General features: G+C 65.1%; 14 protein-coding genes. 12 read left to right on the forward strand and 2 right to left on the reverse strand.

The features are described 5' to 3' along the window. The first annotated feature begins 36 nt into the window (after nucleotides 1-36). The 3 genes from THSYN_RS06325 to THSYN_RS06335 all read left to right on the forward strand — a co-directional run bounded on the left by THSYN_RS06325 (nucleotide 37) and on the right by THSYN_RS06335 (nucleotide 4,565). On the forward strand, nucleotides 37-2,433 hold the full coding sequence (locus THSYN_RS06325) for an alkyl/aryl-sulfatase (protein WP_216644694.1): 2,397 nt from the start codon (nucleotides 37-39) through the stop codon (nucleotides 2,431-2,433). 259 nt (nucleotides 2,434-2,692) lie between these two features. Beyond that, nucleotides 2,693-3,463: a transporter substrate-binding domain-containing protein gene (locus THSYN_RS06330; RefSeq protein ID WP_100918388.1), complete on the forward strand. Its 771-nt coding sequence runs from the start codon at nucleotides 2,693-2,695 to the stop codon at nucleotides 3,461-3,463. Continuing rightward, nucleotides 3,372-4,565 carry an ArsB/NhaD family transporter gene (locus THSYN_RS06335; protein ID WP_100918389.1) on the forward strand — a complete coding sequence of 398 codons (1,194 nt, stop codon included), beginning with the start codon at nucleotides 3,372-3,374 and terminating at the stop codon, nucleotides 4,563-4,565. Before THSYN_RS06330 ends, THSYN_RS06335 begins: the two co-directional genes overlap by 92 nt. A gap of 44 nt (nucleotides 4,566-4,609) precedes the next feature. On the opposite strand, the gene THSYN_RS06340 is transcribed toward THSYN_RS06335, so the two are convergent. Further along, complete coding sequence (locus THSYN_RS06340; protein ID WP_100918390.1) at nucleotides 4,610-5,050, reverse strand: acyl-CoA thioesterase; 441 nt, start codon at nucleotides 5,048-5,050, stop codon at nucleotides 4,610-4,612. A gap of 281 nt (nucleotides 5,051-5,331) precedes the next feature. On the opposite strand from THSYN_RS06340, the gene THSYN_RS06345 reads away from it, so the two are divergent. From THSYN_RS06345 to THSYN_RS06360, 5 genes are all read left to right on the forward strand, one after another. Continuing rightward, the gene (locus THSYN_RS06345) at nucleotides 5,332-5,994 is read left to right on the forward strand and encodes a thiopurine S-methyltransferase (RefSeq protein ID WP_100918391.1); all 663 of its coding nucleotides are present in this window, start codon (nucleotides 5,332-5,334) and stop codon (nucleotides 5,992-5,994) included. Nucleotides 5,995-6,060: 66 nt separating this feature from the next. Next, a complete protein-coding gene (locus tag THSYN_RS33500; RefSeq protein ID WP_157817492.1) occupies nucleotides 6,061-6,231 on the forward strand; it encodes a hypothetical protein in 171 nt (56 codons plus the stop codon). A gap of 11 nt (nucleotides 6,232-6,242) precedes the next feature. After that, nucleotides 6,243-7,025, forward strand: coding sequence for an enoyl-ACP reductase FabI (gene fabI / locus THSYN_RS06350; protein ID WP_100918392.1), 783 nt, complete (start codon nucleotides 6,243-6,245; stop codon nucleotides 7,023-7,025). 19 nt (nucleotides 7,026-7,044) lie between these two features. After that, nucleotides 7,045-9,060 (forward strand): acyl CoA:acetate/3-ketoacid CoA transferase, encoded by a 2,016-nt coding sequence (locus tag THSYN_RS06355; RefSeq protein ID WP_100918393.1) that lies wholly within the window; start codon nucleotides 7,045-7,047, stop codon nucleotides 9,058-9,060. Nucleotides 9,061-9,063: 3 nt separating this feature from the next. Beyond that, a complete protein-coding gene (locus THSYN_RS06360; RefSeq protein ID WP_100918394.1) occupies nucleotides 9,064-10,074 on the forward strand; it encodes a hypothetical protein in 1,011 nt (336 codons plus the stop codon). Between the two features lie 97 nt (nucleotides 10,075-10,171). Here the strand turns inward: THSYN_RS06360 and THSYN_RS06365 are convergent, their stop codons facing one another. Further along, entirely contained in the window at nucleotides 10,172-11,203 is a 1,032-nt protein-coding gene (locus THSYN_RS06365; RefSeq protein WP_157817493.1) for an ATP-binding protein, read from the reverse strand. 197 nt (nucleotides 11,204-11,400) lie between these two features. On the opposite strand from THSYN_RS06365, the gene THSYN_RS06370 reads away from it, so the two are divergent. The 4 genes from THSYN_RS06370 (at nucleotide 11,401) to THSYN_RS06385 (ending at nucleotide 14,386) form a co-directional block, all read left to right on the forward strand. Next, nucleotides 11,401-12,249 carry a tyrosine-type recombinase/integrase gene (locus THSYN_RS06370; RefSeq protein ID WP_100917453.1) on the forward strand — a complete coding sequence of 283 codons (849 nt, stop codon included), beginning with the start codon at nucleotides 11,401-11,403 and terminating at the stop codon, nucleotides 12,247-12,249. Continuing rightward, the gene (locus tag THSYN_RS06375) at nucleotides 12,242-13,399 is read left to right on the forward strand and encodes an IS91 family transposase (protein ID WP_100917452.1); all 1,158 of its coding nucleotides are present in this window, start codon (nucleotides 12,242-12,244) and stop codon (nucleotides 13,397-13,399) included. Before THSYN_RS06370 ends, THSYN_RS06375 begins: the two co-directional genes overlap by 8 nt. 514 nt (nucleotides 13,400-13,913) lie before the next feature. Continuing rightward, nucleotides 13,914-14,129 (forward strand): AbrB/MazE/SpoVT family DNA-binding domain-containing protein, encoded by a 216-nt coding sequence (locus tag THSYN_RS06380; protein ID WP_100918396.1) that lies wholly within the window; start codon nucleotides 13,914-13,916, stop codon nucleotides 14,127-14,129. Next, nucleotides 14,126-14,386, forward strand: a complete 261-nt coding sequence (locus tag THSYN_RS06385) for a type II toxin-antitoxin system VapC family toxin (protein WP_418219906.1) — start codon at nucleotides 14,126-14,128, stop codon at nucleotides 14,384-14,386. Before THSYN_RS06380 ends, THSYN_RS06385 begins: the two co-directional genes overlap by 4 nt. The last annotated feature ends 200 nt before the right edge of the window (nucleotides 14,387-14,586 follow it).

A 14,586-nucleotide genomic window follows, 5' to 3' on the forward strand; every position in this document is an offset into this window, starting at 1 on the left:
AAACCCTTGTCACTAACCATCAACGCGAGGAACACCATGAGCAGTCGATTTATTTCAATCATCGCCCTCCTGCTTGCCGCATCGGCGCCACTGGGTCTCGTGCGGGGCACTGAAACAACCGACAGCGCAACTCAGGCCCAGACCTTCACCCTGCAACGGGGCGAAAACCTCTCCGGGGTGTGCGCCAGTATTCGGAAAGCCGGAGTCACCACCTCGATTGCCGATTGCGTCAAGCAGATCCTGTTTGAGAACCGGCAATGGTTCGATACCAATTTCGGCTATGTGTGGAAAGATCCGGCGGCCGTCAATCTCGATTCGGCCATTCGCCTCTGGGTCGGCGTTCCATATCGGATTCCGGCGGCGCTTGCGCAAGCGAACCCTCAAACAAATAAAATGGAAAGCAAGCCGGGAACAGGGGATACGACCGCCACCCAGATCGCCTTCCATCCGGGTCATTTCGATCCCAAGGGCAAGGCACCATCGCAATTCACTATCGAAGTGCTCAAGCAGTCTGCGGCGGCGCTGCCATTCAGCGATACGCGCGATTTCGATGAAAACCGGAAGGGCCTGATTGCGCCCATGAAAGAGATGAAGATCATGGCCGATGCCGGTCATGTCGCCTGGGATATGGAGCAGTACCAGTTCATCGATAAGCAGGATGCGTTCGATAGCATTCATCCGTCCCTGCATCGTATCGCCAAACTGAACAACAACTACGGCCTCTACGAAGTCGTGCCGGGTTTCTATCAGGTGCGTGGCTTCGATCTGGCTCAGATCTCTTTCATCCGGGGCAAGAATGGCTGGATCGTCCTTGACCCGCTGGTCAGTGCCGAAACCGCCCGCGCGGGTCTGAAGCTCCTGCAGGAGCATGTGGGCGAGGGGCGTCCGGTCACGGCGGTCATCTATTCGCATGATCATGCCGACCACTGGGGCGGTGTGCGCGGCATCGTCGACGAGGCGAATGTCCGCGCCGGAAAGGTCGAAATCATCGCCCCGGATGGCTTCATGGAGGCCTTGGTTTCGGAGAACGTATTTGCCGGTAACGCCATGAACCGGCGGCTTTTCTACCAATACGGCACCTTGCTGCCGCGCAGCCCCTACGGTTACGTCAGTCAGGGACTTGGTCAGGGCGTCTCAGCCGGTGCCGTCGGTCTGATTCCGCCGACCCGGCTGATTACCAAGCCCATTGAGGAGGTCACGGTCGATGGTGTCCGGATGGTTTTCCAGCTCACACCGAACACCGAAGCCCCGACCGAGATGAACACCTGGTTTCCCGACACCAAGGTGCTCTGGATGGCGGAGAACGTGATGGCCGGGCTGCATAACATCTATACCCTGCGTGGCGCACCGGTGCGCAACCCGCTGAACTGGTCGAAGTACCTGAACCAGTCGCTCCACCTGTTCGGCACCCAGGCCGAGGTCATGTTCACCGCCCACCACTGGCCGCGTTGGGGCAATGGCCGCATTCAGGAAGTCCTGCGTGCTCAGCGCGATCTCTACGCCAATATGAACAACCAGGTACTGCATCTCGCCAACCAGGGCGTCACCATCAACGAGATCCACAACGTCTATGAGCTGCCGAAGAGCTTGCAGCAAAACTGGTATACCCGGGGCTATCACGGTTCGCCCGAGCACAACAGTCGGGGCGTGATCCAACGCTTCCTCGGCTTCTGGGATGCCAACCCGGCCACGCTGATCCCGCTGTCCCCCGGCGATTCCGCGCCGCTGTACGTCGAGATGATGGGCGGTTCCGACAAGATCCTGGCGCGTGGTCGGCAGCTCAATGATAAGGGTGCCTATTTCTACGCCCAGGAAATCCTGAACAAACTGGTACAGGCCGAACCCCGGAATCAGGCGGCTAAGGACTTGTTGGCGGACACCTTCGAGCAGATCGGTTACCAGCAGGAGAATCCCGGACTGCGAAACAGCTTCCTGGCCGGCGCCTATGAGCTGCGCAATGGCATCCCGCAGGGTGAGATCGCCCAGACCGCTGGCCCGGATACCGTCCGCGCCATGTCGACCGGACTGTGGCTCGATTTTCTCGGCATCCGTATGGACAGCCGCCAGGCCGAGGGGATGCGCTACACGATCAACCTGATCACCCCGGACAACGGCGAGAAATACCTGATCGAACTGGAGAACGCGACGCTGACCAACATCCAGGGCTTTCAGGCCGACAAGCCGGATCTGACCCTCACCATCAAGCGTTCGGATCTCGAGCAGACGATGATGGGCGTTAAGACGTTCGAGGCGCAAATTGCGGAAGGCACCGCCAAGGCGCAAGGGGACGTGGGGATACTGAAGCGGCTTGCCTCGATCATGGTCGACTTCGACCCGCGTTTCGAGATCATGCCCGGTACCAAGGCCAGAGAGGCCGAGGTTGAGCCGGCCACCCCCTTCAAGGGCGAGGTGGGCGCCCCGATCGCCGAGTAGCGGATGCATGGCAGGCGCGAGCGCGATGACGCTCGCGCCCATGCTCGTCAGTGGCCAAGCCCGACGTGCCGCGGGGAGGGTGACTGTGAAAGGATTCAGGGTCGGTTGGGCTGAGGTACGAAGCCCAACGCTCGGCCATATTTAACCGCCTGATGGTTGCGCCTCGTTCGTCGGCGCAACCTATAGCAGGACGCGTCGGCGGGCACTAGCCGGCACGCAGACGCTCGATGTCGACACGCACAGGTCGCGGAGGCCCTGGATGAAACTCGTTCGGACTCTTTGGTTTGCCGCCTTGCTGGTCCTCCCGCTCAGCGTCGTGCCACGGGCCGAAGCGGGCGAGGTACTCGATGCTGTGAAGGCACGCGGGCAAGTGCGCTGCGGGGTGAGCCAGGGCATCCCCGGTTTCTCCGAGATGGACGCGGCCGGAGTCTGGCGCGGACTTGATATCGACTTCTGCCGGGCGGTGGCGGCCGCGGTCCTGGGCAACCCGGACCGGGTCAGGTTCGTGCCGCTGAGCACCGCGGCCCGTTTCCCCGTGTTGCAGACGCACCGGATCGATCTGTTGCTGGGCAATACCACCTGGACACTGACCCGCGAGGCGGTGTTGAAGGTCCAGTTTCCCGGGATCCTGTTCTTCGACGGCCAGGGCTTCATGGTCCCGGCCGCCGCCAGGATCGCAGGACTTGCCGACCTGAATGGCACGAAGGTCTGTGTGGAGAGGGGAACGACGCACGAGCGCAACCTGACCGACTATTTCCGGATGCACGGCTGGTCCGTGGAACCGCTGGTTATCGACTCGGCCCCCAAGGCCGCGGCGGCCTTCTTTGCCGGCGATTGCCGCGCCTTCACCTCGGACTCGGCCGCACTGGCCGCCATGCGTCTGCTGGCACCGGGCGATCCGCAGGTGTTCACGATCCTCCCTCGACGGCGGCGATCTGATGCCGATCGTGCACACCGCCGGCGGCCCGCTCGCCCTGCTCTTCGGCGGCATGGTGGTGGCGCGGATGATCGCCAAGACCGGGATCTTTGAATGGCTTGGGGATGCCGTCCTGCGGGCGACGGACGGCAGCGGGAAGCGGCTGCTGCTGCTCATTGTGGCGCTGGTGGCACCGGTCTGCGCCCTGCTGCCCAACGCGACCGCCGTCATCCTGGTGGCGCCGGTCGTCATCGGCGTCTGCAAGGCGCTCAAGGTCGACTTCGTCGGACCACTGATCATCACGGCCATCGTCAGCAACGCGGCCGGCATGTTGACCCTGGTGGGCGACCCCGCGACCTTTCTCGTCGGGAGCGCGATCGGGCTGTCCTTCGTCGATTACTTGCGGATGGTGAGTCTGGGCGGCGTGCTGGCCGTACTGGCCGTCGTGCCGCTGCTGCCGTTCCTGCTGCCGACGGTCTGGGCGACGCGCTCCACGCTGCCGGCCGCACGCCCGCGCGTCGTCATTGAGCGCCCGGTCTTCCTGGGGCTGGCGCTGCTGGTGCTCGTCGTCATGGTGCTGCTGTTCCTGTTCGGGGAGTATCTGCCTAATCACATCGTTCCGCCGGCGGTCGCGATCATCGGTGCCTCGCTCGCGCTGCTCGTCGTCTATGGCGTGCAGGTCGAGCCGGTCACCGAGGTGATCCGCGACGTAGACTGGAAGTCGCTGGTGTTCCTCGCCGCCATCTTCACGCTGGTCCATGCCGTCATCAAGACGGAACTGCTGCAAAGCCTCTCCGTCCAGCTCTACGAGTGGTTCGGGGACGATGTCATGTCGGTCGCTTTCCTGTCCCTGGGCGGCATCGCGATCCTGTCGAGCCTGCTGGCCAACATCCCGGTGGTAGCGGCCTCGCTGGTGATGGTCACCGGTTACCTGGTGGTGGCCGGGGCCGTGCCTGAGGTCGCGCTCGCCGCGGGTTTCGACGAGTGGCCCGACGCTACGCTGCCGGTGTTCGTCGCGATGATGTTCGGCGGTACCCTGGGCGGTAATGCCACGCTGATCGGGGCCGCGGCCAATATCGTCGCCGTCGGGATCTGTGCGGCTCAGGGTCGGCGCGTCAGCTTCGTGCAGTTCCTGCGCATCGGGCTGCCGATCGCGGTGGTGCAGTTGTCGGTCGGGGCGCTCTATGTCCTGGGGCTGGCCTCGTTCCTGGATTGATGAGGAGGCGGTGGCGGTCGCGGCCGGGCTCGACGGTATCTATGTCAACCGCGGGGCATCGCCGCCTCGACCCTGGTCCGGAAGCCTTCCGGAATGACGGCGGGCCGTTTGGCCGCATAGTCGAAGAACAGGATGCCCAACTTGCCCCGGGCCACTTCGCGACTGCTGGCCTGGTCGGCGGCCCGCCACAGCAGGTCGAACCCGTACTTGTTGAAGTCGGCGGGGACCATCTCAAAGCGCAGGATTTCACCGTAAAAGGCCTCCGACACATATTGCATGGCGGCATCGGCTACCACGATGCCGACGCCAGCCACGTCCAACTCGTCATAACCGAGGAAGCGAAAGAAGCGTACCCGCGCCTCCGACAGCAAGCCGATGAGGGCCGCATTGTCGAGGTGCTGTGCCTTGTTGATGTGCGTAACGCAGATCGGCAGTTGGGTCGTGAACAGGACCTCCGGTGGGAGGTCGATGATGATTCGGGCCATGGGGTAGAACCGGCAACGGCAACGGCAACGGCAACGGGCGCGATGCTAGCCCCGCACCGGGTCGCTGACAAGCGCCTCTGCGGCTGGGTCGGCGCGGCTGGCTGGCCGGCTCGCGCGAAGAGCCGCGCAAGCAGCAACGGCTGGTGGTAACGTGGCGCGTCGGCACCAGGTGCGGACCGGACGGGGGGATTGCCCGCCCGCCGGCCCCGGTCGGCCCCGTCTTGCCGGTAACCCCCGGTGCGCGGGACTTGAGTAAAACCAGATGCTAAGGTGTGACCGCCATGCAACCTTCGTTTTGGCACGAGCGCTGGGAGCGGGCCGAAATCGGCTTCCACCAGCAGGATCCCAACGCCCTGCTGGCGCAGTTCTGGAGCCGTCTGGCGCTGCCCACCGGTCAGCGGGTATTGGTTCCGCTCTGCGGCAAGAGCCTCGACCTGCTGTGGCTCGCCGGGGAGGGCCATCCGGTGACCGGGGTGGAACTGAGCCAGGTCGCGGTCGAGGCCTTTTTCCAGGAACAGGGCCTGTGCCCGACGCGGCGCGGCAGTGGCGCGATCGAGGTCTGGGAGGTCGATGAGATTCGCATCTTATGCGGGGATTTCTTCGACCTGGCGCCGCACCAAGTCGCCGATTGCGCCGCCGTCTATGATCGCGCCGCGCTGATCGCGCTGCCGCCGCCGATGCGGGAGCGCTACGCCCGCCAACTCGACGCCATTCTGCCGCCCGCCATCCAGATGCTGCTGGTAACCCTGGAATACGACCAGGGACTGCGCCCGGGTCCGCCGTTCGCGGTCGACGAGGCGCAGGTACGGGCACTGTACGAACCGGCGTACGCCGTGGAAATATTGTATAGTCGCGATGCCTTGGCAGAGAACTCTGCCTGGCGCGCGCAGGGCCTGACCTGGCTGCACGAGAAGGTGTACCGACTGGCGCGCCGCGGGCCCTAACCGGGGTTGGTAGCCGATGCGTGATGCGGCGCCATTTTCGTTGTCGTTGTCGTAATCGAGGTTATCGTGGTTCCCCGGATTCTCTCGCACCCCGCATTGCATCGCTTCTCCGACTACGACTACGACTACGACTACGACTACGACAACGACAACGACAACGGTTGTGTTTGTGTCTTACTTTTCCTTGACTCATATCGCAGCCCACCGGCGCCGCCTGGCCGTCAATCCACCACTTGAGGAGCCCCCGTATGGCCAATCAACCCCAGATTCCGCTGCTCAAGGGCAAGAAGGCGCTGGTCGTCGGCATCGCCAACGAACACTCCATCGCCTACGGCTGTGCCAAGGCGTTCCGTGAATTGGAAGCGGACCTGGCCATCACCTATCTCAACGAAAAGGCCAAGCCCTATGTCGAGCCGCTGGCGCAGGCCCTGCAGGCGCCGATCGTCATGCCGCTCGATGTCAGCCAACCGGGGGAGCTCGAGGCGCTGTTCGCCGCCATTACCGCGCAGTGGGGGCGGCTCGATATCCTGGTCCATTCCATCGCCTTCGCCCCCAAGGCCGATTTGCAGGGCGGTTTGCTCAATTGTTCGGCGGCCGGTTTCGCCCAGGCCATGGATATCTCCTGTCACTCGTTCATCCGCATGGCCCGGTTGGCCGCGCCGCTGATGACCGAGGGCGGGACCATGTTCGCCATGACCTATCACGGCGCCACTGAGGTGGCCCCGAACTACAACGTGATGGGGCCGGTCAAGGCGGCACTGGAGAGCGCCTGTCGCTACCTGGCCTATGAATTGGGCCGCAATGGTATCCGCGTCCATGCCATTTCGCCGGGACCGCTGAAGACCCGCGCCGCCTCGGGGCTCAAAGACTTCGACCTGCTGCTCAACGAGGCGGCCAGCCGCGCCCCGCTCGGGGAATTGGTGGACATCATGGACGTCGGCTTCACCTGCGCCTTCCTCGCCACCCGCTACGCCCGCCGCCTGACCGGCAGCACCGTCTATGTGGACGGCGGCGTCAATATCATGGCCTGAGATACCGGAGGCTGATCCGATGGCTGACGCGTTTGCGCAACACCCCCTCCTGGCGTCGGCGCGACTGCCGCTAAAGGGCAAGATCGTCACCGCCGCCGAGGCCGTGCGGCTGATCCGCGACGGCGATACCATAGCCACCGACGGCTTCGCCGGGATCGGGGTCGCCGAGGGCCTCATGATTGCCTTGGAGGAGCGCTTCCTGCGCGGTAATCCCAAGACCGGCGAGGCCCCGGGCAGGCCGCGCGATCTCACCCTGATCTATGCCGCCGGTCAGGGCGACGGGGGCGAGCGGGGGCTCAATCATCTCGCCCATGAGGGCCTGCTGCGCCGCGTGATCGGCGGTCATTGGGGGCTCGCCCCCAAGCTCGGCCAATTGGCCATCGCCGGGAAGATCGAGGCGTATAACCTGCCGCAGGGGGTGATTGCGCAACTGTTTCGCGATATCGCCGCGCATAAGCCGGGGCATCTGTCCACCGTCGGGCTCGGCACCTTCGTCGACCCCCGCTTCGGCGGCGGCCGGCTCAATGCGCGCACCACGGTCGACTTGGTGCGGCTGCTGCCCCTGGACGATCAGGAATACCTCTTCTATCCGGCGCTGCCGATCAACGTCGGCATCATTCGCGCCACCACCGCGGATTCCGACGGCAACCTCAGCATGGAGCGCGAGGCCCTGACCCTGGAGGTCCTGGCCATCGCCATGGCGGCCCGCAATTCCGGCGGACTGGTCATCGCGCAGGTGGAGCGCATCGCCGACCGGGGCGCCTTGAATCCGCGCCAGGTCAAGGTCCCCGGCGTATTGGTCGATTGCGTGGTGGTCGCCGAGCGGCCGGAACACCACATGCAGACCTTCGGCACCCAATACAATCCCGCCTTCAGCGGTGAATTGCGTATCCCGCTGACGGCGATCGAGCCGTTGGCGCTGGACGAGCGCAAGGTCATCGCCCGGCGCGCCGCCATGGAACTGCGGCCCAATAGCGTGGTCAATCTCGGGATCGGCATGCCGGAGGGGGTCGCCAATGTCGCCAACGAGGAACACCTGGGCGACCTGCTGACCATGACCGCGGAGCCGGGGGTGATCGGCGGCGTGCCGGCCGGGGGGCTCGATTTCGGCGCGGCGGTCAATACCCAGGCGATCCTGGACCAGCCCTACCAATTCGATTTCTATGACGGCGGCGGCCTGGACATCGCCTTTCTCGGCCTGGCCGAGGCGGACCAGGCGGGCAATGTCAACGTCAGCAAGTTCGGTCCCAAGCTGGCCGGGGCCGGCGGCTTCATCAATATCAGCCAGAACGCCAAGAAGGTGGTCTTTGTCGGTACCTTCACCGCCGGCAAGCTCGGGCTTGAGGTGGCGCAGGGGCAACTGCGGATCAGCCGGGAGGGCCAGGCGCGCAAATTGGTGGTCATGGTCGAGCACCGCACCTTCAGTGGCGAATACGCCGCGCGCCGCGGTCAGTCCGCCCTATACATCACCGAGCGTTGCGTCTTCGCGCTCGGTGCGCAGGGGCTGGAGCTGATCGAGATCGCGCCCGGCATCGACCTGGAGCGCGACATCCTGGCGCAAATGGACTTCCGGCCCCTGATGCATGAGCCGCCGCGCCTGATGGACGCCCGCATCTTCCGCCCGGAGCCGATGAATCTGTACGCTGACCTGCTCGACCGACCGCTGGAGGGGCGACTCACCTATGACCCGCAACATAACCTGTTCTTCGTCAATTTCGAGAACCTGCGGGTCGGCAGCCACGAAGATATCGCGCGCATCGCGGCCCTGGTAGCCGCCCGGCTGGGCCCGCTGGGGCATAAGGTATTCACCATCGTCAATTACGACGGCTTCAGTATCGCGCCGGCGCTGCTGGACGATTATCTGGCGATGGTCAGGGACGTGGTGACGCGGTATTACAGCGGGGTCACGCGCTATACCACGAGCGCCTTCCTGCGGGTGAAAATGGGGGAGGCGCTGGCCGCACGTGGTCTGGCGCCCTATATCTACGAGAGCGCCGCGGAGGCGCGCGCACACCTGCTGGCCCTGGAGTCTTGAGCGATGAACCTGTTCCAATCAATCTTCGGCGGCCGTGAGGAGACCCACGACAACTACCCCGAGTCGCTCATTGAGGCGGCCATTGAGCGCGCGGTCGATGGCACCGACGCCCGGCTGCGCCTCCTGCCGGGCTACCGCAAGCGCCTGCGCGCCCCGGTCATCAACGCCATCGACCAGGTGATCCCGCTGGTGGACAACATATCCGCACCGGTGGCGGCCGGGCCGCGCGAGTTCACGGCCGACTCCACCCTCTGCGCCTTCTATGCATCCGCCGCGGATATGCTGGATCACTTCAGTCGGGACCGCTCGCTCCAGGAGTACCTGGCCACGTCGGAGGGCCGCGGGGCCGATCGGGTGACCGCACTGGTGCTGGCGGAGCGCACGCAGCGGACCACGCTGGGGATCGATCTGGCGGGCGAGACGCTGCGGCGCGAGGTGCCGCAGGTCACGGTCAACTTCCGTGAACACAACGTGCTCGACCCCAGGGACAGCGAGCCCGAGGCGCGCCGCCAGCTCAAACGCCGCGCCTTCGACCACCTGCTGTTCCTGGCACTGACCAGGATCGGCGAGGTCCGCGTGGAGCGCGCCGACCTCACGCGCCAGCGCGACCTGCTGCGCGGCAAGCTGGCGGCACTCACACGCGGCGGCTGGAGCCTCAATCCGGCCGAGGACGAGCACCCGGACCCGGCCGCCCTGACCAGCGAACTGGACGCGATCACCGGCGAACTGGCCGGCTTGGGCACCGAAGACAAGGTCCTGGAACACCATCTGGAGATCGTCGCCGAGCTGCTCGACGATGCCGCGCACCAACTCTGGGCCGAAACGGTCACACTCTACATCGACGCGATGAACATCGAGCGCGATCCGCAGGACCCGGCCGCCCGCCAACTCGTCCTGCATGAATTGCACAATGCCCGCGGTAGTCGCTCGGCCATGCTGCTGGTGTCGATCGCACCCCGCGACCTGCCGCAGCGCGAGGACCTGGTGACGGCGGCGGGGCGCTATCTGTACTGACTTTCACGGTGCCGACTATTCGCGCCCGGCCCAGCTTGCGGAGTCCAAGGCTTCAGCCTTGGATCTGAAAAAGGGGCAGGCCACCCGCGGTCAGGGCTCATTGCCACAACAGCCGCTCCGCCTGGCCCAACAAATAGCAAAGCACATGGGCCGGCACCTTGAGAAACTCGGTGTCGATGCCCGTGATCCGACTGACGCCGAAGTCCGCATCCTGCTTGGTGACGAGGTACGCCTCCAGCGTCTTGGCGACGGTCTGATGGGCTAGGATGCCGCCGGTATGCAGACAGAGATAGATAAAGAGACGTTCCAGTTCGTTGACGTTGCGCACCCCGAACAGGGCGGTCATATCGCGCTTGAGCACGCGCTCGACGACATCCTCGCGCAGCAGCCGCTGGCAGAGGCCGATATCTTCCTGGCGGGCGGTCTCCGGGAAGCCGCCGACCAGTAGATAGCGCTGGAAGAGCGGCAACAGCGGGCGCAGTTGTGCGGCAACCTGGAGCAAGTCCGCCGCGGGCAGGGCGAAGAGGTCCTGGGGGCGCAGACCTGGGTCCAGACTGGGCAGGGGCTCGCCCCGGATACGGACGAATTCATAGAACGACAGGGTCGGCACCTGCACCGTCACCCAGCGTCCCACCCCGCTCTCGGCCAGCCGATCCCGATGCACCACGGAGGCCGAGCCGGTGGCGACGATGCGGTAGTTCGGTCCGTGGTCGACCAAGAGCTTGACCTCGGTCTCCCAGGCCCGGGCATACTGGACCTCGTCCAGGAGCAGCACCGTCGGCCTGCCCTCGCCCTGGATGTGCGCGTGATAGAGCGCAAGAATATCCCTCAAACCCAACAACTTGAGCACTGGGTGGTCGAGACTGAGATAGAGGATCGAGCGGGGTTCGAGACCCTCGCCCAAGAGCGCCTCGGCGAGTTGGTAGAGCACCGTGGTCTTGCCCACCCGGCGTGGCCCGGACAGCAGGACCGCCCGCCGCAGCGTTGGGTTGTCGAAGTAGACGCGGCAGGCGTCGAAGGCCAAGCGGCGAAAGACCGGGGCGGACACCGGACGCCCCAACCACCAGGGGTTGAAACCCTGGAGGACCGCAATCCGCTCGTCAAGGGGGATAAGTTGAGTTACTGGCACGTTTTTAGCGTAATTGCGAGATATATGTTGAACTAATCCGCTCCGCGGGGCCTTCCGCGGCCATCCCGCAGCGCCATTGAATAGCGAATGAAGCGCGGATAAGCCCAGCCGTCCCACGGTTACCCGCGGCCCCGCCCCGTCCCCCATCGTCCACACTCGTAACGGCCCACTCCGGGTCGTTGACCGAGAACCAGACGATGACACCCCTGCGTCAGCAGATGATCACGGCCATGCAGATGCATGGCTTCTCGCCGCGCACCCACGAAAGCTATCTCGACGCGGTGCGTGACCTCGCCAAATTCACCCGGCGCTCCCCGGACACCCTGGAGCACGCCGATCTCACGCGCTACTTCGAGCATCTGGTGGTGCAGCGCAGTTTGGCCCCGGCCAGCGTGCGGCTGATGTACAACGGCATCCGCTTCTTCTATCTGCGGGTGCTCGGCTGGCCGACGGTCGACCTGGAGGTCACCTTACCCAAGCGCCCGCAGCGCATCCCGGAGCTGCTCACCCGCGGCGCGGTCGCCGCCATCCTGGCCGCCTGCGACAATCCGCGTTACCGCATGATGTTGACGGTCTGCTATGGCTGCGGACTGCGCCTGAGCGAAGTCCTGGCCCTGCGGGTGCAGGACATCGACGGCGAGCGCCGACTGCTGCGGATCACCCAGGGCAAGGGGGCGAAGGACCGCCTGGTCCCACTCTCACCGACCCTGCTGGAGGCGTTGCGGGACTATTGGCGCCTCTATCGGCCAGCGGATTGGCTGTTCGCCGGGCGCGCCGGGACGCCGCTGTCGCCGACCGGCTTGCAGAAGGCCTTCACCGACGCCAAGCGCCAGGCCGGCGTAACCACGGTCGGCGGGATCCATGGGCTGCGCCACGCCTACGCCACCCATCAATTGGCGGGCGGGTTGTCGGTGGAGCGCCTGCAACGGTTGATGGGCCACCGCAGCATCCAGACCACCCTGCGCTATGTGCATTGGCTGCCCAGTGCCAGCGAGGGCGAAGGGACCCTGGACCTGCTTGCCCAATTGGAGGCCGGCCATGGCTAATACCTCCCTGCAAGCGGTCATGGCGGCGTGCCTGTCCGGTTATGCCGAACATCACCCGTTGAGCCCGCACCAATGGCAGGTCTGTCATCACATCCTGGACTGTCGTACCGCCGCGCTGGGCGGCTTCGCCCTGGAATGCGACCAGTGTGGGGATTGCCCCTTCCTCTATCACGCCTGCCGTGATCGCCATTGCCCGCGCTGCCAACGCCGGGCCTCCGAGGAATGGGTCGAACGCCAGCGTGCGGCGGTGCTGCCGGTGACCTATCACCATCTGGTCTTCACGCTACCCGACACCCTCAACGGCTGGGTCGAGGTCCACCCCGAGGTGATCTACGCCTTGCTGTTCGAGACGGTGTGGGCGACCCTGTCCGCCTTCGCTGAGGACCCCAAGCGCCTGGACGGGCAGTTGGGGATGACGGCGATGCTGCACACCTGGGGGCAGACGCTGGTACGCCATGTCCACCTGCACTGTCTGGTGCCGGGCGGGGCCTTTGGCGCCGACGGGACCTGGCATCCGGCCAAGAGTACCTATCTGTTCCCGGTGCGGGCGCTGTCGCGGCACTTCCGCGGCGGTTTGGTCAGCCGGTTGCGCCGGGCCTTCAAAGACGGGCGACTGTCGCGCCTCACGGCCGCGGAGGTTGACCGCGTCCTCAACGCCCTGATGCAGCCCGAGTGGGTGGTCTATTCCAAGCCTTGTCTGGCGCGCACCGACACCGTGATCGAGTACTTGGGCCGCTACAGCCATCGCATCGCCCTGTCGGACCGGCGGCTGCTGGCCTTCGATGAAGAGGACGACACGGTGGACGTCCGCTACAAGGACTACCGCGACGGCAGTCGCAACAAGGTCATGACCCTGACCGGCGAGGAACTGATCCGGCGCTTCCTGCTGCACGTCTTACCCAAAGGGTTCATGCGCGTTCGTCATTTCGGTTTCCTGGCCAACCGCTGCCGGGCGCGCTGTCTGGCGCTGATCCGTGCGGCGCTGGCGGCCCCGCCGCCGACGCCGGAACCCGCCACGGCACCGGCGGCGACGGCGCCCTTTGACGGCTATCCCTGTCCCAAGTGCCGCACTGGGCGCTTGCACGTCACCGCGCACCTGGCCCCGCTACGGCGTGGTCAGGGGGTTTCGCTGATGCCCGCCACCTGCTAAGCCTCAGCGCCCGCCGGCCGTCCGGGACAGGCCGCCCGCGGCCTGCGTTCGCGCTCGCCCAACATCCGGGAAATGGGCTACACTTCGTCCTCAATAGCCCGTTGTCCAGCCCCGCGGAGCCCTGCGGAGGCCCGCTTGGTGCCGCACCGAGCGGCATCCGGGTGCTGCAACGTGGTCCGGGACCGACCGGCGCCCCGGCCTCAGGGATACAATTCCCTCTCTTAAAGAGGACCGCGGCCGCAGCAGGCGTCGTGCCAGGAGCGGATTAGTCCAACAAACGTTTATCCGTCGTGCGCGCGCGGCGTCGCGCTCCGACTCGGGGTCAGTTGGGCGCGCACGACGGATAAACGCTTATTCGTTAGGCGTACTAGCCATAAAATAGGCATCTATGTCATATCTTAGTACAAAACCACCTAAACTCGAGCGTCCGTTGAGCGCCTGCGGCGCGCAATCGCAACATCAACTAAACTTGAACCTACCAATTTTATCGATCCAGGCCGTAAGGCGTAGCGCTATGGAAACCACCACTTTGTCGACCAAGTATCAACTGGTCCTGCCGAAGGCGCTGCGCGAGTCCATGAATTTCAAGCCCGGACAGCGTTTTATGGTCCGAGCGAGCGAACACGGGATCGAAATGCTGCCGTGCGAGCCGGTGTCCGCATTGCGTGGGTTTCTGGAGGGGGCCGACACCTGTCTCGACGACATCCGCACACGGGATGATCGAGTGTGAACCTGCTCGACTCATCCGGCTGGATCGAGTATTTCGCCAACGGCCCCAACGCCGGTCAGTTTGCCCCGGTGGCGACCGCCACTGCCGCGTTGCTGGTGCCGACCATCGTCCTGCACGAGGTCTATCGCTGGGCCGAGCGCGAGGGGGGCGAATCGGCGGCCAACCGCGCGATGCTCGCGATGCAGGAGGGCGCGGTGGAGCCCCTGGATGCGGACCTGACCATTGCGGCGGCCTGTCTGGCCCGTCGGCACAGGTGACCGACGGCCGACAGCATCATCTACGCGACCGCGCAGGCCCGCGGGGCGACCGTCTGGACTCAGGATGATGATTTGGAGACCCTGCCGGGCGTACGCTACTTCGCCAAGGCCAAGCCTGGGCGACCGACCGCCTAGTCGTCCGGCGACCGGAGTAGAATTCCAAGCAGAGGTTCGACCTCGCCTGCCTATCCGGCGCGGTC

Source organism: Candidatus Thiodictyon syntrophicum, from assembly GCF_002813775.1.
Taxonomy (GTDB): domain Bacteria; phylum Pseudomonadota; class Gammaproteobacteria; order Chromatiales; family Chromatiaceae; genus Thiodictyon; species Thiodictyon syntrophicum.